This is a genomic window from Nocardiopsis kunsanensis DSM 44524, from assembly GCF_000340965.1.
Taxonomy (GTDB): Bacteria; Actinomycetota; Actinomycetes; order Streptosporangiales; family Streptosporangiaceae; genus Nocardiopsis; species Nocardiopsis kunsanensis.
Genome location: NZ_ANAY01000022.1, coordinates 1 through 18,615 on the forward strand (window position 1 = coordinate 1; position 18,615 = coordinate 18,615).

10 protein-coding genes are annotated in these 18,615 nt (G+C 68.8%); 2 read left to right on the forward strand and 8 right to left on the reverse strand.

Annotation, left to right across the window (positions count from 1 at the left end):
• Positions 1-513: 513 nt before the first annotated feature.
• From D456_RS0115160 to D456_RS0115185, 6 genes are all read right to left on the reverse strand, one after another.
• A complete protein-coding gene (locus D456_RS0115160) occupies positions 514-1,359 on the reverse strand; it encodes an anti-sigma factor (RefSeq protein ID WP_017577033.1) in 846 nt (281 codons plus the stop codon).
• Entirely contained in the window at positions 1,356-1,982 is a 627-nt protein-coding gene (gene sigM, locus D456_RS0115165) for an RNA polymerase sigma factor SigM (RefSeq protein WP_017577034.1), read from the reverse strand. Before sigM ends, D456_RS0115160 begins: the two co-directional genes overlap by 4 nt.
• Positions 1,983-2,006: 24 nt before the next feature.
• Positions 2,007-3,575: a protein kinase family protein gene (locus D456_RS0115170; RefSeq protein WP_017577035.1), complete on the reverse strand. Its 1,569-nt coding sequence runs from the start codon at positions 3,573-3,575 to the stop codon at positions 2,007-2,009.
• A 278-nt stretch (positions 3,576-3,853) separates the two neighbouring features.
• A complete protein-coding gene (gene murJ, locus D456_RS0115175) occupies positions 3,854-5,737 on the reverse strand; it encodes a murein biosynthesis integral membrane protein MurJ (RefSeq protein ID WP_026115909.1) in 1,884 nt (627 codons plus the stop codon).
• 73 nt (positions 5,738-5,810) lie between these two features.
• Positions 5,811-7,652, reverse strand: a complete 1,842-nt coding sequence (gene murJ, locus D456_RS0115180; RefSeq protein ID WP_017577037.1) for a murein biosynthesis integral membrane protein MurJ — start codon at positions 7,650-7,652, stop codon at positions 5,811-5,813.
• Between the two features lie 176 nt (positions 7,653-7,828).
• A complete protein-coding gene (locus tag D456_RS0115185; RefSeq protein ID WP_017577038.1) occupies positions 7,829-10,480 on the reverse strand; it encodes a DUF6049 family protein in 2,652 nt (883 codons plus the stop codon).
• A gap of 292 nt (positions 10,481-10,772) precedes the next feature.
• On the opposite strand from D456_RS0115185, the gene D456_RS0115190 reads away from it, so the two are divergent.
• A complete protein-coding gene (locus tag D456_RS0115190) occupies positions 10,773-12,254 on the forward strand; it encodes a CCA tRNA nucleotidyltransferase (RefSeq protein ID WP_026115910.1) in 1,482 nt (493 codons plus the stop codon).
• A gap of 74 nt (positions 12,255-12,328) precedes the next feature.
• Here D456_RS0115190 and D456_RS0115195 read toward each other — a convergent pair whose 3' ends face one another.
• Together D456_RS0115195 and D456_RS0115200 are read right to left on the reverse strand one after the other, a co-directional pair.
• On the reverse strand, positions 12,329-13,627 hold the full coding sequence (locus D456_RS0115195) for an MFS transporter (protein ID WP_017577040.1): 1,299 nt from the start codon (positions 13,625-13,627) through the stop codon (positions 12,329-12,331).
• Between the two features lie 113 nt (positions 13,628-13,740).
• On the reverse strand, positions 13,741-14,820 hold the full coding sequence (locus D456_RS0115200; RefSeq protein ID WP_017577041.1) for an inositol-3-phosphate synthase: 1,080 nt from the start codon (positions 14,818-14,820) through the stop codon (positions 13,741-13,743).
• 1,555 nt (positions 14,821-16,375) lie between these two features.
• Here D456_RS0115200 and D456_RS0115210 point away from each other — a divergent pair.
• On the forward strand, positions 16,376-18,553 hold the full coding sequence (locus D456_RS0115210; protein ID WP_017577043.1) for a transglycosylase domain-containing protein: 2,178 nt from the start codon (positions 16,376-16,378) through the stop codon (positions 18,551-18,553).
• The last annotated feature ends 62 nt before the right edge of the window (positions 18,554-18,615 follow it).

The following is an 18,615-nucleotide window of genomic DNA, read 5'->3' on the forward strand; positions in this document are numbered from 1 at the left end:
GCGTAGACGGCCGCGGTGTATCCCGCGGGGCCGGAACCGATGATGATCACATTGCGGACGTCACTCACGCTCGTTGGCCCTTCACACAGTTGCTTCCCCGGCCACCCGGCGTGACCTCGGGGGAGGTTGGTTAGCACAACCGATGGTAAGCGTCCGGCTATTCCCGTTCGGCCATACCCTCGGGGTACGGGGCCAGGGTATCGGGACCATCGGCCGCACGGACTGCACGGAGCGGCCGCTCCGGCCTTCTGCGCGGTGCTCAGACACCCCTGCCGCGGTAGCGCACCGGACGAGCCCGGAAGAGTGCGTTCACCCCCGCCACGTGTCCTGCAGCGGGCATTGACGGCCGCGCCGAGGAGGGGCGAACAGCGCTCGGTGCGTTCCGGGCCATCTCCGACCGGGGCGACAGGTCGACATGTCACCGGAAGCGCAAGCGGCGGGGCCGCCCCCGGCACGGGCCGGGGGAACGGTCGACGGATCGCTCTGTCGACAAGGGGACAAGGTGATCAGGGGTCAGGAGGCTTCGACGGTCTCCTGCGCCAGCACACTCTCGTCCACGTCGTCGCCCTGGCCGCAGCCGGCTTCCACCACCATGACCTCGACGGAGTCGCCGTCGGGGGCGAACATCACCCAGGCGGGGTCCGGTCCCGTGCCGTACAGGGCGTCATCGACCAGCACGACCCGCAGGCCGATCTCCTCGCCGACACCGGAGGCACAGGACTCGGCACCCTGCGGGACGGTCGTCTCGGCGGGCAGCGGATCGCTTTCTGCCGTACCGCCCACGGGGGAGCGGTCCAGGGTCTCGGCGGCCTGCTCGGCCAGCCCGTCCTCCGTGTAGGCGGTGCCGCTGCGTACGAGCTCGGGTGCGTAGGACTGTGCTGCGTCGGGGCCCGGTTCCTCCTCGGCCTGGCCGTCCATGAGCGGCGCTGCAGCATCCGTCTGTTCGTCGTCCTGCAGCAGGATCCCGTTGACCACGGCCGCCCCGCCACCGATGACGAACACCGCAGCAGCGGCGGCCATCATGATCCGGGGCAGGCCGAAACGGCGTTTTCGGTGTTCGGACAGGTCCGCAACCGGTGCTGATTCGGGTTCGGAGGGGGCGCCGGTGGGTTCCGGTCGCCGGACCGCGCGGTCACGGACGGCTTCCGCGATCTGCTGCTCGAGGCGGTCGGCCACGTCCGGGGGCAGTTCAGGGGCCGGTGCTGCGGCCAGGACCTGGGAGACGTTCGACAGTTCGTCCAGGGCTTCGGAGCATTCTTCGCAGGACTCGACGTGTCGGGCGACGTTGCGTTCCTCGTCGGACTCCAGGAGCCCTTCGGCGAAGAAGGCGAGTGCCTCCACCTCAGGATGGGACGTCACGATGGATTGGCACCTCCTCTCTCAGATGTGACGTCTCGTGGATGCGGAGGGTTCCTCAGATGCGCGAGCGAAGGCAGTAGTTTCGAGCGACCTCGCGCACACCTGCTCTTGATGGTTCCGGAGGCCACTTCGAGGATGGCGGCGGCATCCTCGACACGGTAGCCGAGCATGTCGACGAGGGTCAGGGCGATGCGTTGGTCGTGCGGCAGGTCCTCGAGGGCCTGCCGCACGACGATGCGTGTCTCCGTGCGGGACGCGTGGTCGTGTGTGCTGCCGCTGCGCACGTCCTGCTCGTTGGCCATGACGTCGAGGGTCTCGCCCTCGGTCGGGGTCGACGGCCGCACTTTGCGGCGCCGCAGCCGGTCGTGGCAGGCGTTGACGACGATGCGGTGCATCCAGGTGCTCACCTGGGCCTCGCCCCGGAACCGTCCTGCGGCACGGAAGGCGGACAGGAAAGCGTCCTGGAGGGCGTCGGAGGCCTCCTCGGGGTCAGCCATGATGCGCACGGCGACAGCCCAGAGGCGCTCACGGTGACGCCGCACCAGCACCGCGAAGGCCTGCTCGTCGCCTTCTGCATGCTTCGTCAGAAGCTCACGATCTGTGAGCTCGTGGACCGACTCCATCAGCGCTGATCACATACCCCACAACTAGACGCCGCGTACCTCGACCTCGTGCACGGTGCCTCGGTAGGTACCGCCATCGGAAGGCATTTCGGTGAACCAGACCACGACGTATTGTCCGGAGACGGGTTCCTCGAGTTCGATCTTCTCCTCGCCCGAGACCTGGCCTTCCCAGGCGACCGGCATCTCGGAGTTCAGGGCCTCGTCGTCCGTCGGGTGGCTGCTACGGGTGTCGCTGACCCGGATCTGGACCCCGTAGGTGCTCTGCGGCACGGTGAGATCGACCTCGTGCACCTCTTGGCTCTGTCCGAGGTCCAGCAGCAGGCCGACCCCGGACTTGTTCCCCTCGCCCATGGGGTCCTGGTAGCCCTCGGTGTTCCAGACGGTCTCGTGGGCTCCGTCGTGGGCCTTCGGTGCATTGTCGCCGTGCTCGCTGCCGTCACCGAGCGGGTCGAACCCGTCGGAGCCGACGATGTCGATGGTGCTCAGCTCGGGGGCCTCCTGCTGTTCCTCGTCGGTGGAGTCACTGCTGGGGGAGGCCTCTCCGGACGGGCGCATCATCGATCCCAAGGTCCATGCGCCGGCGACCACGCCGATGAAGAGGAGCCCGGCCGCACCCCACACCAGGGCCTTGCGGGCCGTGCTGGACTGTTCGGAACGGCGACGGCCCCGGGGAGCGGCTGCTGCTGTTCCCGCCGCGGCGGTGGCACCGGCGCGCTCGCTGCTGCGGGGGCCGGTCCCCGTGCTGCCGAACTCACCGGTACGGCGCGAGGTGCCCCGTTCGGGTTCAGGCGCGGGCTCGGCCGGAGACACCGGAAGAGGGATGAGTCGGGGCACGTCGGCCATGGACTGGCAGAACGCGGCCGGTGTCGTGATGGGCGGACCGGGAACGACCTGTCCCACCAGCTGTGGCAGTGCCGCACGGGTGGAGATGGTGGCCAGGGGATCGGTGATGCCTGGACGTACCTGGTCGGCGGGTACCGGACCGTTCGGGCCCTGGGGCGCAGGGGGGAGGGGGGTCTGCTGAAGGCCGGGCCAGTGTCCGGTCAGCGCTGCGTACAGCAGGTGCCCCAGCCCCTGGGCGTCGACCGCTGAGGGGTCCTGGACGTTGGCGCCCAGGAGCGCGGCGTCCACGCCGATGCCGGTGACCTTGACCGCTCCTCCGCTGCTCCACATGAGTTTGTCGGGGGTCAGGCACAGGTGGTGCAGACCGCCCTCGTGGGCGGCGGCTATGGCCTCGGCCGCCTCGGTGACCAGGCCGGCGGCGCGCTCGGGTTCCATGGGGCCCTGGGCGAGGAGGTCGGCCAGGGAGGAACCGATGACCCATTCCTCGACGACGTAGGGCACGGGGGCCATGTCGTCGGCGTCGAAGACCTGGGTGACACGGGAGTCGGGGATCCTGCTGGTGGCGCGTGCGGCGCGCACGGCCTCGGAGGTGCGGGGGAAGCCTTCGGTGAAGGTCCACACGGCGACGGGTCGTGCGAGTGTCTCGTCGGTGGCCTTCCATCTGGTGGCACCACCGGTCTCACTCACGACGTCGTCGAGGCGGTACCGGTTGGCCAGCTTGGCCCCGGGTTCGATCAGGAAGGTGCTCATGATGGGAGTGACGGGCGCCAGTGCCGTGGGTTCGCCGTGCTGTCCGCAGCGGTCTTCCTCGGGGGTGGAGGGGTGCTACGGGGCTCGGGCGAGGGGTCATCGGCTCTGAGTGCTGTCCCCAGCCTCCCTTCGGGCAGCTCGGATAAACAATGCGGTAGCGGTTAAGCGATGCCTGTCCATGCTAGGACGCGTGAACAGCACCTTTGGTGGACAGCGGATAGGGATCCATCTTCCGGTTGTTTCCGGAGGCCGAGTGCCGGGGGGTGCGTTCCCGGTGATCAGCTGCGTCGCAGCTTGGTCCTGATCAGATCGAGGAACGTTGTGACTTCCGTCACATTGAGGAACTTGGCCGTGACCACGAACAGTACGGCACCTACGGCACCTCCGGCCAGTATGGAACTCAGAGCCGGCAGCAGTTCGCCGGGAAGCCCCTGGAGCGCGAAGAGCACGAACACCCCGAACACCGCGGACGGGACCGTCGCGATGTGCAGCTTGAACAGGGTTGACGCGCTCCTTCGGCCGTCGAGCCCGTTGAGGCGCTTGTTGAGCACCCGCCACATGATCACCGACCCCAGGACGTAATAGAGGCCGTAGGGGACCGGCAGCCAGACCACGATGTACTCCGGCTCCATCCACAACAGCAGGCTGAAGGCCGTCACTGCGTGCGCCGCCTCCGAGGGCAGGGCCACCAGCGCCGGCGTGCGGGTGTCGCCGAGGGCGTAGAACACCCGCATCTGCAGCTGGAACAGCGTGAACGGGATCAGTACCAAGCAGAACACCATGAGGATGTGCCCGATCGTGGCCGCGTCCTCGACCGAGGTACTGCCCCGCGCGTAGATCATCACGCAGAACGGGACCGCGAACACGATCATCGCAACGGAGATCGGCACGATGAGCACCGACGAGAGCCGGAAACCCCGCGAGAAGTCGGCGCGCACCTGGTCCTTGCGGCCGGTGGCCACGTGCTCGCTCATGCGCGGCAGCAGCGCCGTGATCACCGACACCGCGATGATCGCGTACGGCAGCTGGAAGATCATTGACGCGAACTTGTAAGCGGCGATTCCGGCGCCCGAGGCCCCGGCCTCCGACGCCATCGCACCCGCGCGTGTTGCCACGTTGGTGGAAACGAGAGCACCCACCTGCGCGACCACGATGTAGAGCATCATCCACGAGGCGGCACCAGCCGCCTCACCCAGACCGGACCCGCGCAGGTCCAGACGCGGGCGCCAACGGAAACCTGCGGCCGCCAGCGCCCAGATGAGCACCGAGGCCTGCAGGACCTGGCCCAGCACCGTTCCCAGTCCCAGCAGGGCGATCTGCCCCTGGTGCTCCATGAGGTCCTCGGGGCTCTGCCCGGGGCCGGCGATGGCCAGGAACCACAGGCAGATCCCGATGATGACCACGTTGTTGAGCACCGGCGCCCACATGGGGGCCCCGAACTTGTTCCGCGCGTTCAGCATCGCGCCCGCCAGGCCGCTGGCGCCGATGAAGAAGATCTGCAGCACCAGGAAGCGCGCCATGATCACCGAGACGTCGTACTGCGCCCCGGAGAACCCGCCCGCGTAGATGCGGATGAACCACTCCGCGACGAGCACCGATACCACGGTGATCACCAACAGACCGAGCAGTAGGAGAGTGACCAACCGCTGCTCGGTCCGGTCTCCGCCGTCCTCGTCCGACTTGCGCCGCTTGACCAGGAACGGAACGAACACGCTCGCCAACAACCCGCCGATGAGCAGGTCGTAGATCATGAACGGGACCATGTTCGCCGTCTGGTAGGCGTCGCCCAGCAGCTGGGTACCGATCGCCGCCGCCAGCACGATCGTGCGCAGGAATCCCGTCGCACGGGAGAACACCGTGCCCAGCGCCATGATCGCGCTCGACTTGGCGAGGTTCCCTGACGAGGTGTGGCTGGAACCGCCGACCTCGTCGCCGTCCTCCAACCCCGCACGGTCGGCGGTGCCCAGGTCACCGATGTCGCTCGGGTCCCGGACGGTACGCAGACCGGGCTCGGGCTCGCCCTCGGGTTCACTGCGTTCATAGGCGTCGAGAACCTCGTCCGGCATCATCAGTGTGTGCCGCCCGCGCTCGTGCGCCCGGGCCTCGGCCGCTTCTGGGGGCCGGTGTTCCGGAGGGTCCTGTCGGGGGTGATCGCTGGACACCGTCGCGCTGCCCTTCACTGGGTCGAAACTGGCGTGCCCCTGGTAGGGGCCGCTCGGGGGGAGGGGGCCACTGTCATCGACGCAGCCGTCCGCGGATCAGTTCCACCGCGGAGGTGAGCTCCTGGATGCGCAGGAGCCGGGCCGTGCCGAGGAAGAGCAGCGCCCCGAGGACGCAGCCCACGACGGGTGCACCGATGTAGCTGACCAGCCCGGGGCCGACGTAGGTGTCGAAGAGGTGCAGCACGCCGAGACCGGCTGCCACGCTCGGGAGCGCGGCCACGTGCAGGCGCAACAACGTGCCGATGATGTGCTTCCCGTCAAGGCCGCCCAGCCTGTGGCTGATGATGTTCCCCGCGATGATCAGTCCGGACAGGAACGAGACCATGAAGCCCGCGGCCACACCCGTGACCACGTACGCCGGGGGAAGCAGCATGTAGGACGTGAAGGCCAGAGCGGCGTGCACCGCCAGGTTCGCGATCGCGATCATCGCCGGGGTCCGGGTGTCACCCATCGCGAAGAACACCCGCAGCATGAGCTGGAAGATCGTGAAGGGCACCAGGCCCAATGCCATGACGGTGAGGATCTGGCCGATGTTGGCCGCGTCGTCGACCGAGATGGAACCGCGTGCGAAGGCCAGGATCGACAGCGGCTGCGCGAACAGCGCGATCGCGAACCCCATCGGGACCAGCACGAACGCGGAGATCCGGAGCGTACGCGAGAAATCCGAACGCACCATCGGCCAGTCGTGGTCGTCCGCGTGGGCGCTCATGCGGGGCAGGAGCACGGTGATGAGGGAGACCGCGATGATCGCGTACGGCAGTTGGAAGAGCTGGTATGCGAGGTTGTAGGCCGTAATGCCCGCACCGACGGCGGCGTCGGGGTCCTCGACGGCGGCCACGTTCGCGGCGTTGGCGATGTTGGTGGTGATCCACAGGCCTGCCTGGGTCAGGAAGGTGTAGAGCATCATCCACCCTGCGGTACGCACGGCTTCACTCAGGCCGGATCCGCGCAGGTCCAGGCGCGGACGCCACCGGTACCCGGTCCGGGTCAGGGCCACGAACAGCACCAGGGCCTGCAGGGCCATGCCAGAGGCGGTTCCGGCGCCGAGCAGGGTCAACTGGCCGTCGGTGACCTCGGACGGGGCCAGATCGGGGCCTGCGACCAGCAGGAACATCCCGGACACGAGCATGATGACGATGTTGTTCAGCACCGGGGCCCACACAGCGGCGCCGAATTTCCCGCGGGTGTGGAGCATGGCGCTGAGGAGCCCGCTCATGCCCACGAAGAAGATCTGTGTCAGCAGGTAGCGGGCCAGGTACACCGACGCATCGAACTGGGCGGGTGTGAAGCGTGACCCGTACAGGTAGATGAGGAACTCGGCTGCGAGCACCGCCACCGCGGTCAGCGCGAACAGCGCCACCATCGTCGTGGTGAACAGGCGGTCCTCGGTGGCCTTGCCGCCGTCGGTGTCCCGCTTGCGGCGCTTGACCAGGAACGGCACGATGACGCTCGCCATCAGGCCGCCGATGAGCAGATCGTTCAGGATGAACGGGATCGTGTGCGCGGTGTGGTACGCATCACCGAGCAGGTGGGTGCCGATGGCCGCGCCCAGCACGATGGTGCGCGCGAACCCGGTGATGCGGGAGGCCATGGTGCCCACCGCCATCACTGCGCTGGACCGCATCATCCCGCCGTCGCCGGAGCTGTCCGCGGCGCCGTGCTCCTCGTCACCGGAACCGTCGTCACCGGAGCCGGCGGATGCGCGCTCGGGCAGCTCACCTTCCTCGTAGGAGGGCACGGGACCGCCCGTGGGACTGATCGTGCTCTCACCCGGGAACGACCCTTCGGCCGGGTCCTGCTCTCGGGGGGACGGGCGGCGGTGTTTCCCGCCGCCGTTCGGGGAATCGGCGACCACGGTGGATCAGACTTCCTTTCGTCCGGCTGGGGAAGCCCCGTTCGGGGCGGGGGAGCGGCGTACGGCCGCGTGTGTCGACATGCGGACACCGGGACCCGTCGGCAGACGGACGTGTCGGCGTGTCGGCAGGTCGGCGGGTCGACACGTCGACCCGCCGCGGGCGGCGGCTCCGGACCTCATGTCCGGGGGCCGTCCGACCCGGAAGGATTGTCTCCCCCGTCCGCGGGGGATGCGGAGGAATCAGTGTCGCCGGCCCTGTCCGAGGACGGGACGGCGTTGCCGTCGGCGGTCCGGTCCACGGCCACCTCGGCACGGTTGTCGCTGGGCTGTTCGGCGGACCCTTCGGCGGTGCCGGTACCACGGTCCGTTCCGGTGGCCTCGCCGGCGGGACGGGCGGTGTCCTCGACGGAGGACCCGGCGGAGGAGGGGCTCTCGGCGGAGGGGTCTTCCTCACCGGGAACCGCCGTACCGGAAGGTTCCTCCCGGGTGGAGGATCCGTCGCCGTCGCCGTCGCCGTCGCCGTCGCCGTCGGCGGCCGTGTTCGACGACTTGGCCGACGAGCGGGCCCACTTGCGGGCCGCCCGGGGCGCGAGCGCGGCCACCAGGATCAGTACGCCGATCCCGCTGATTATCAGCGCCTGGGTACCCAGACCCGTCGCGTTCACCGGGATCTCCGTGTCCTGGGCGTTGATCGGCTCACCGGCCGAGTTGTGCAGGCTCGTGTGCAGCACCGTACGTCCGTTCACCCGGGCCGACAGCGGAACGTACACCGTCGTCTTGGCGCCGGGGGCGATCTCGAAGGAGTCGGTGTAGCTCTCCACCGTCAACCGCTCGGAGTTCTCGGAGAACACCGACAGAGTCACGAAGACCGACTCGTCCTCGAGGTCGTTGGCCACCAGGATCCCGGTGATACCGGTCCGGCTGGCCAGTGTGACCGGCTCCCCGGGGATGATGCGTACCGAGTCGAGCCCCTCCTGGACCTCCTGGGAGACCAGAGTGCGCATCGCGCCGGCCAGTGCCTCCTCGTCGCGCCAGTAGGCCGACGACAGCCGCAGCAGGGCGGGGCGGAAGGGATCGTTGTCCTCCACCAGGACGCTGTTGAACATACGTACGTCGCGGTTCACGTCCTGGATCTGGTCCAGGTACGTGGAGCTCAGCTCCGTCTCGTAGGAGGACTCGGGGTAGGTCAGACCGCGCCGGGTCTCCTCGCGCTCGCCCTCCGGCGGCAGCTCGATATCGTCGAGGGTCTCCGCGTTGAGCCACGGCAGGGACTCGGTCGCCTCCAGCACCCCGGAGGCGAATTCCTCCCCCGGGTCCCACCGCGGCTCGGGGGAAGCCACGACCACCCGGTCACCGCCCGCGTTCTCCCCGGCGATCATGGCGGTCTCGGCAGCGAACCTCTGCAACGCCAGCGCCGTGTCCCCCTGGGTCTGCGAGGGCATCGACAGCACGTCGGTCAGTCCCGGATCGCTCACCAGGGCCGTCTCCTCCTCGTCGCCCGTGGGAGAGGCGAGGCTCTCCTGAGCGGTCGGGGTCGTCGACAGCCATGACGCGGGCGGCAGTGCCTCGCCGTCCAACAGGTACCGGTTCGCGCCGTTCTCGGAGAACAGTTCGTGCACGGCCCCGTCCATGAGACCGCCGGGCGGGAGCGCGTAGTCCTCGTCCGGGGCCAGCTCCAAGGCCTCCATCGTCGCCTGCCGGCCGATCCGCAAGGACTCCTCGGCGTCGGTGGTGATGTCGTTGCGCAACATCGCCGCCAGGTCCGCGTTCGCGTAGGGGGCGGCCACGACCGTGTCGGCCGGCAGGACCCGGCGGGCCTCGCGCAGCCACACCTGGGCCGACTCCTCGGCCGTGTGCTCGTGGCGGACAGGTTCGGACTCGGCCGGGACGGCCAGCACGTCGTCGAGCACCTCGAAGTCGTCGGAGGCGGCGCGGACCACGTCGTCGAGCGTGCCCGGGTCGACCGCCCACGTGACCGGGACACCATCGGTACGCTCCGGTTCGGCGTCCTCCTCGCCCTCGGCGTCCTCCTCGTCGCCGGCACCCGCGTCGTCGGTCGCCTCACCGGTGGGCTCGGACTGCGCGGTCTCCTCGTCGGTGGCGACGTCGTCCTCGGGCGGCCCGGTGCCCTCGTCCTCCTCGGCGTCCTGGTCCAGGCCGAGGACCTCCTGCAGGTCCTCGTCGCCGGGGTCGAAGTCCACCGGTGCCTGGGCGCCCGCGGACAGCAGCCGACCCAGACGTCCCTGTGATCCCAAGGACTCGATCAGCGAACTGCTGAGGAACGTGTCGTCGTCCGCCCGCTGCGGAGCGTCCATGAGCGGCCACACCCAGGCCATACCGACCTCAGGGACGTCCTCATCCGGGTCGAGGTGGGGCAGGAAGGTGTACTGCGACCCGATCACCGTGCCGTCCCCGTCGACCGCCTCGATCACCATCGGGTACACGCCGTACCCGGACAGCCCGAGTTCGTCCACGTCCGTGCGGAGCGCGTACCCCTGGCCGGCCCCGGGGGCCAGCTCGTCGGAGACCCCTTCGTCGGGGCCGGAAGCATCGGGCTGCCAGCCGTCGCCGGAGGAGAAGTCGTCCAGTTCACTCCGATCGGTGAAGGGATGCCGCGAGTAGCGCATACGCACGGACACCTCCGACAAGTCCTCGTCGGTGGTGTTGGTCACTTCACCGCTGACGCGCAGAGTCGCGTCCTCATCGACCACGTCGGGCGTGATGCTGTCCACGACGAGGGGGGCGGCCCCGTCCTCAGCGGGTTCGGCCGCCACCGGCGGCAGTGAGGCCGGTATCGGAAGCAGCGCGGTGGCCAGGGCCATGACCACCGATGCGGAGAGAATTCGACGCAACGCTTGACCGGTTTCCTGCTCGGGTCCAGAAGGCCGTCCCGCCGGAGGATGCGGGTGCGACAGGGGCGGTGACGGCGGATACCCGCACGGCGCACTCGGCGGACGCGGGCCGGGCGGGCGCAAAAAGGACGGCGTCCCCCACTGCACCGAAGATACCTCCTTCCCGGAACGCCGGATCGTGCTGCAGGCTCGAGCGGCGCGTCCGGGAACCTCTCGCGCGTGCCGGACGATTCGCGGGCACCCGCCGCGTCCACTTAACCTGCGTAGTGTGCCGAACACAGAGCTTCCGGGCGATGACACCGCCCGCCACGAGACCGGTCGGTCGACCGATGCCCAGAGGTCGGCTCTGAGCTCCTTGATCGACTCGATGCAGCCCGTGCCCGACGAGCTCGGTGAGCGATTCGCCGCGCACGACCAACAACTCGCACTCGTCGGCGGACCGGTGCGCGACGCCCTCCTCGGCAGGATCTCGCACGACGTGGACCTGACCACCGACGCCGTGCCCCAACGCATCCTCGAACTCGTGGACGGCTGGGCCGACGCCGTGTGGACCGTCGGCATCGACTTCGGCACCGTGGGCCTGCGGAAGAAAGGCCTTCAACTGGAGATCACCACCTACCGCAGCGAGTCCTACTCGCCCAAGTCGCGCAAACCCGAGGTCGCCTACGGCACCGACATCGACGACGACCTGCTGCGCCGCGACTTCACCGTCAACGCCATGGCCGTGCACCTGCCCGACGGCACGTTCGTCGACCCCTACGGCGGGCTGCGCGACCTGAAGACCCGGGTGCTGCGGACCCCGGGCAAGCCGGAGGACTCCTTCAGCGACGACCCGCTGCGCATCATGCGCGCGGTCCGCTTCGCCGCCCAGCTCGGCTTCGCACTCGCCCCCGAGGTCGCCGAGGCCGCGCGGAACATGGCCGACCGCCTATCCATCGTCTCCGCCGAACGGGTACGCGACGAGCTGGTCAAACTGCTGTTGAGCCCTGACCCGCGCAAGGGCATCGAACTCATGGTCGACCTCGGAATCGCCCCGTACGTACTCCCGGAGATCCCCGAACTCCGCCTGGAGATCGACGAGCACCACCGGCACAAGGACGTCTACGAGCATTCGCTGACCGTCCTCGACCAGGCCATGGAACTCGAGCGCAGCCGCGGCCACGAACCCGACCTCGTCCTGCGTCTGGCCGCGCTCCTGCACGACATCGGCAAGCCCAAGACGCGTTCCTTCGAGGGCAACAACCGCGTCACTTTCCACCACCACGAGGTCGTGGGCGCCTCGATGAGCCGCAAGCGCCTCAACAAGCTGCGTTTTTCCAAGGACGTCGTCAACGCCGTCAGCAAACTCGTCTCCCTGCACCTGCGTTTCCACGGCTACGGCAAGGGAGAGTGGACCGACTCGGCGGTGCGCCGGTACGCACGCGACGCGGGCGACCAGCTCGAACGCCTGCACATCCTCACCCGCGCGGACTGCACCACCCGCAACAAGCGCAAGGCGAACGCGCTCGCGCGTTCCTACGACGACATCGAGCGGCGTATCGACGCGTTGGCCGAACAGGAGGAGCTGGACCGTATCCGGCCCGACCTGGACGGCAACGAGATCCAGGAGATCCTCGGCATCACTCCGGGCCCGGCCGTGGGCAAGGCCTACCGGTACATGCTGGAGTTGCGCCTGCAGAACGGGCCGATGTCCAAGGAGGACGCCACGGCCGAACTCCGTGCCTGGGCCGGGGAACACCTCCAGAGCTGACCGCGAGGATGCCCGGCTGCCTCTCCGCCGGCCCCGCCCCCTCGGGGCCGGGGCCGCGGGCCCGGCGGTAGCCCTCACACGGGCGCGGCGGCCCCCGTTTCCGTGCTCCTGCGAGCTCGCCGGGCCCAGGCCGCGGCCAGCGCAGCGTAGACCAGCACCATCGCAGCGACCACGGCCGCGCTCACGCCCGACGGAGGTACGAACACCGCCGCGAGCGCCGCGCCCAGGACGAACGTGGCGTTGAAGAGTACGTCGTAGACCGAGAACACCCGGCCGCGGAACGCGTTGTCGACATGTCGCTGGACCAACGTGTCGACCGTGACCTTCGCCGCCTGGGACACGAAGCCCAGTACGAACCCCGCGACGGGGAACAGCACAGGCGAGAACGGCAGGCCGAACACCAGCAGGACGATGGCCGCCGTGGCCAGCAGTGAGGCGATCCACGTGCTCGCACCCGTCCGGGCGGTCGCCCACGGGGTGGCCACCGCTCCCACGAGGAAGCCGGTCGCCAACAGGGCGGCCGACACCGAGAACCCGGCGAGCCCGGCCACCCCGCCGCCGGTGAAGGTGTTGTTGTACAGCAGCAGGGTGAGCAGTGTCGACACACCGAACAGGACCCGGTGCACACCCATCGTCGCCAAACCGTCCCGGGCCGGGACCCGCTCGCCGATGTGGCGGAGCCCGCTCAGCATCCCGCGCACGACGCCGCGGACGGCCGCGCGCACGTCCTCGGGTTCCTCCTCCAGGTTCGGGCCCAGCTCCCGGCGGCCCAGGGTCAGCGACACGGCCCCCGAGACGGCGAACCCGAGGGCCGCGGCGAAGAGGACGATGCCGGTGCCCAGGGCCTCCTCGCCGCCGATCATCCCGATCGCCAGACCCACGCCGGTTCCCGCCGAACTGGCCGCTGTTCCGCAGGTCGGGGTGACCGCGTTGGCCATCATGAGCTTGTCGCGCCGAACCACGTAAGGAAGCCCGGCCGAGAGACCGGACAGGAAGAACCGGTTGACGCTCAGCACCAGCAGTGCTGCCACGAAGAAAGCCGGACCGGCGCCCCGGGCCACCAGCACCGCCGTGATCACCGCCAGGACGGCCTTGGCCAGGGACGACAGCAACAGCACCTGGCGGCGCGGCCAACGGTCGATGAGGACCCCCGCGAACGGGGCGACCGCCGAGAAGGGCAGCAGCAGGACCGCGAACGCAGCCGCCACCGCAGCCGCGCTGGTGTGCTGCTCGGGGTTGAAGAAGACGAAACCGGCCAGGCCGGCCTGGTAGATCCCGTCGGAGAACTGTGAGACCAGGCGGGTTCCGAAGAGGCGGCGGAATCGCGGGCCGCGCAGAACCACACGCAGGTCACCGAAGAAGGAGGAGGACACCGGCTCACTCTAGAAGGTGCCCGGGGACGGCCCGGCGGCGGTCGCCCCGATACGAAGGACCCCGGTCCGGGCACTCTCGTGTCCCGGACCGGGGTCCTCGGGGCGCGGCGGGGTCAGGCGTCGTCGCCGCCCTCGATGAAGTTCTCGACCCGGGCGTGCGCCTCGGAGTCGCTGTACTGGACGGGCGGGGACTTCATGAAGTAGGAGGAAGGCGCCAGGATCGGACCGCCGATGCCGCGGTCCTTGGCGATCTTCGTGGCACGGACCGCGTCGATGATGATGCCGGCGGAGTTGGGGGAGTCCCACACCTCGAGCTTGTACTCGAGGTTGACCGGCGCGTCACCGAAAGCACGCCCCTCGAGACGGATGTAGGCCCACTTGCGGTCGTCGAGCCACGGCACGTGGTCGGACGGCCCGATGTGCACCGAGTCGGCCTTGAGCTCGTGGGGGATCTGGGAGGTCACCGACTGCGTCTTGGAGACCTTCTTGGACTCCAGGCGCTCGCGCTCCAACATGTTCTTGAAGTCCATGTTGCCGCCGAAGTTGAGCTGGTAGGTGCGGTCGACGACCACACCCCGGTCCTCGAACAGCTTGGACAGCACCCGGTGGGTGATGGTGGCGCCGATCTGGGACTTGATGTCGTCGCCGACGATCGGGACCCCGGCCTTGGTGAACTTCTCCGCCCACTCGGGGTCGGAGGCGATGAAGACAGGCAGGGCGTTGACGAAACCGACCCCGGCGTCGACGGCGCACTGCGCGTAGAACTTGTCGGCCTCCTCCGAACCCACCGGCAGGTAGGAGACGAGGACGTCGGCCTTGCTCGCCTTGAGGGCGGCGACGACGTCGACGGCGTCCTCGGGGGACTCCTGGATCATCTCCCGGTAGTAACTGCCGAGCCCGTCGTAGGTGGGGCCGCGCATGACGCTGACACCGGTCGGTGGCACGTCGCAGAGCTTGACGGTGTTGTTCTCGCTGGCGGTGATGGCGTCGGCCAGGTCGTGGCCGACCTTCTTGTCGTCCACGTCGAAGGCGGCGACGAACTCGATGTCGCGCACGTGGTACGGGCCGAACTGGACGTGCATCAGGCCAGGTACCCGGGACTCGGGGTTGGCGTCCTTGTAGTAGTGCACGCCCTGGACGAGCGACGCCGCACAGTTGCCGACGCCCACGACGGCTACACGTACCGAACCCATTGGTCCTTGCTCCTTCTTTTCCGCGAACATGGATTCCACAGCGCACAGCGTGGCGTCCCCGCTCCGGTCTGGGACCGGGGCTCGCCGCTCTGCTTCTTGTTGTCCGTGTTGAAGTCAGCAGCGCCCGGGGCGGATCTGTTCCCGCCCTCAGTCGCCGTGCGTACGCCCACGGACGCCGTTGGCGCGGCCTCCCCTGAACGGCCGTCGGCAGTCGGGGGGAACATGCTTCTCTGGCTGTTTTGTTCGGTATGACTCTATCGCCGACGAACGGCCCGGACCGCACTGCAGTACACGGAGAGCCCCGGCGACATGGAAGTTCGGGACGTTCGTGGCGGGATCTGTGCCCGTGCACGGCTCCGGACGGGCCCGGTGTGTGCTCCTCCGGGGCGCTGAATATCACATCGGGACAGACGGGGCCGAACGGTCGCAGAGAGCATGGCCGAGCACTCGGTGTGCCTACGGCTCCTGTCCGGAACCTCTACTGCGAACTGCCCCGATCGGCCGGGAGCGCCCCGACGTGGCCGACAACTCGGTCACGCGCGATACTCTCGCGCGTGGGTTGTGCTATGCCGTTTCATCGCTCTACCGTGACCTTTGATTTGCTTGCGTAGCCGTGCCGCCCAGGGTCGCTCGCCCGAGACGGTCCCCGTCGGACCGGTGTGACGGCGGTTGCGAGCCCCACTGGCCAAGGATCAGGAGGAAGAAGCGGCCAACGTCTTCGCGACCTGTTGAAAACCCACGTGCCCGTGTGGGCGTCCTTTTATCGAGCTTTGAACCACGAGCTCGACCCTTGAACGAAGGACGAGAGGCTCCGGTCCCTTCCCCGGGCACGAGGACGCGAATCACCGGCCGAGCCAAGTCAGCACCGCGGACGCAGGTCGCGGATCACCGATCCCCCAGGGGGACCGACCCCCCGTTTCCACCAAGGAATCGTCAGGCCGACCGGCCGTGAGAGGCAATCGAGGACCACGTGAGTACCGAACGACGACGGAGTGCCGAAGGCGGCCGTCGACGGGCCGATGGCCCGGTCGACGGTCCGCGCGGCGGCGGTGGCGGGCGGGAGGAAGTCCCGCCCCGGGGAGAGCGTCCCGGAAGACGCCGCCGGCCGGACACCGGTGAGGCAAACGGTTTCGAGGGGGCAGGAGCCGCCGAACGTCCGCGTCGCCGCCCGCCCGAGAACCAGTCTCCTCGGGGTGACGGCAAGCGCCGCAGGCCCCCCGAGGGAGAACGCCGTCGCCCGCCTCAGAACGGCGAGCGTCCGAGCCGACCGCGTCCCGGCGCAGCCACTGCTGCACACGGGGCCGAGGGTGAACGCCCCCGGCGCCGCCGCCCCGACGACCCCCGTGCCGGCGGACGCCGCCGTACCGACGGGCCCCGCGATCCCCGGAAGCGCGACCGCGACCACGCGGCCGCGTCCGAAGGGCGCCGCCGTCCTCCGGGGCGTGCAAGCTCCGGAGGAGGAGGCCGTGGCGGCGGCCGCCGGCGCAGTGCCGCTGCCGGCGACGACCGCCCCTGGTGGAAGCGTTTCTTCGCCAAGGCCTGGAAACCCGCCCTGGTGACCTTCGGTCTCCTGATCATCGCCGGTGTCGCTACCTTCGCGGTGTTCTACGCGTTGACCCCCGATGCCGATGACCTCAACCACCAGGCCGAGAGCGAACTCAGCGCCACCCAGATCATGTGGGCCGGCGAGGAAGGGGACGAGGGCGAGGGCAACGTCGCCCTGACCACCGGTGAGGTCAACCGGATCCCCGTCGAGTTCGAGGAGATCCCCGACAGCGTCGTGAGCGGGGTGCTCGCCGCGGAACAGCACACCTTCTACGATGAACCGGGCATCAGCCTCACCGGAACCATGCGTGCAGTGCTCTCCGGTGGTGAGGCCGGTGGCGGTTCGACCATCACCCAGCAGATGGCGCGGAACTACTACGCCGGGCTCTCCCAGGAGCAGACGATCCAGCGCAAGATCCGCGAGATCTTCATCTCCATCAAGCTCGGCCAGCAGCTCGACCCGGACCAGATCCTCGAGCAGTACCTCAACACCATCTACTTCGGGCGCAACGCCTCCGGTGTCGAGGCCGCCGCACAGGCCTACTTCGACAAACCCGTCTCCGAGCTCGACGACGCCGAGGGCGCCTTCATCGGGCTGATCATCCAGCAGCCCAGCGCGTTCGCCAATCCCACGCCGGACGGCCCGCACGACAAGGTCATGCGCGGTGAGCGCTGGGAGTACCTGCAGCAGCAGCTCGGGGAGCTCAACAAGATCGAACCCGACCTCGGCCTCCCCCCGGAGGAGGCGAACCAGCTCGAATTCCCCGAGGCGGTCGATTACAACCCCGAGGAAGCGGGCGACCCGAAACTCGGCTACATCAACAACGCCGTCATCAACGAGGTCGAACGCCGCTACGACGGCATCAACGGGGCCGATATCGCGACCAAGGGCTACACCATCAAGACCTCCCTGGACGAGGACCTGATGGTGGCGGCCGAGGAAGCCTTCGAGGTCCTCCCGGAGATGGCCGACGACACCATGCGCGGGTTGACCTCCGTCGACCCCGCGACCGGTGAGATCGTCGCCTTCAACGGAGGGCCGAACCCCGTCGAGGTGATCAACAACTCGCTGACCCACCAGACCCAGGCGGGTTCGGCCTACAAGCCGTTCGTGCTCGCGACCGCTCTGCGGGACAACATCAGCCTCAACAGCCAGTTCGACGGTGATTCCCCGCAGGAGTTCCCCGGGTTGCAGAGCCCGGTGCAGAACGCCGGTGACCAGAGTTACGGCGACGTCGACCTCATCCAGGCCACGGCCGACTCGATCAACACCCCGTACGTCGAACTGATGGTCCAGACCGGGGTGCAGAACGTCGACCAACTGGCCGTGGACATGGGTGTGAACCCGGCCCGGACCGAGACCTCGCTCCAAGGGCCGTTGGTCGCGTTGGGTACCCACCAGGTCAACACCCTGGACATGGCCTCCGCCTACGCGACCTTCGCCGCTCAGGGCCAGCAGAGGCCGGCGCACATGATCACCGAGCTCCGCAACAGCAAGGGCGAGGTCATCGAGCCCAACGATGCCGAGGAGATCGAGAACGGTACCGAGGTCCTCAGCAGTGGTGTCGCCGCCGACGCCACCCACGCCATGACCCAGGTCGTGGAGAACGGCGGTGGTGGGAACGCCGCACTGCCCGACGGGCGTCCCGTCGCGGGTAAGACCGGTACCTCTTCCGACGCCGTCTCCGCCTGGTTCGTGGGGTACACCCCGCAGTTGTCGACATCGGTCAGCCTGAGCCGGGCCAGCGCCGAACCGCTGCAGGTCAGCGGTCAGGGCAACATGGAGATCTTCGGTGGCACCACCTCCGCGAAGGTCTGGAGTGAGTACATGGCGGTCGCGATGGAGGGCAAGGAGGTCCGGGAGTTCCCGCCGCCGCAGTTCGTCGGCGAGGAACAGAACTACCTGCCCACACCGGAACCGACCGAGCAGCCGACCGAGGCCCCCACGGAGGAGCCGACCGAGGCCCCCACGGAGGAGCCGACCGAGCAGCCCACGGAGGCGCCCACGTCTCCTGAGGACTGCCACTGGCTCGATCCCAACTGCGAGCAGGAGGAGATCGACTGCGAGGACCCGCAGTTCGAGGGCCACCCCGACTGCCAGGAGGAGGATCCCGCTCTTCCCGAAGATCCCGGAACGGATGACGACCGGGAGGGCAACAACAGCCTGATCAGACCCAACCGGGAATGAGGCCGACAGGTCGACATGTCCTCATGTCGTTCTCCTGGCAGATGGACACGGCGACATGGTGA

Coding starts and splice junctions, on each gene's coding strand:
- sigM (WP_017577034.1), bottom strand. CDS start 1,982: ATGGAGTCGGTCCACGAGCTCACAGATCGTGAGCTTCTGACGAAGCAT.
- D456_RS0115200 (WP_017577041.1), bottom strand. CDS start 14,820: ATGGGTTCGGTACGTGTAGCCGTCGTGGGCGTCGGCAACTGTGCGGCG.
- D456_RS0115170 (WP_017577035.1), bottom strand. CDS start 3,575: ATGAGCACCTTCCTGATCGAACCCGGGGCCAAGCTGGCCAACCGGTAC.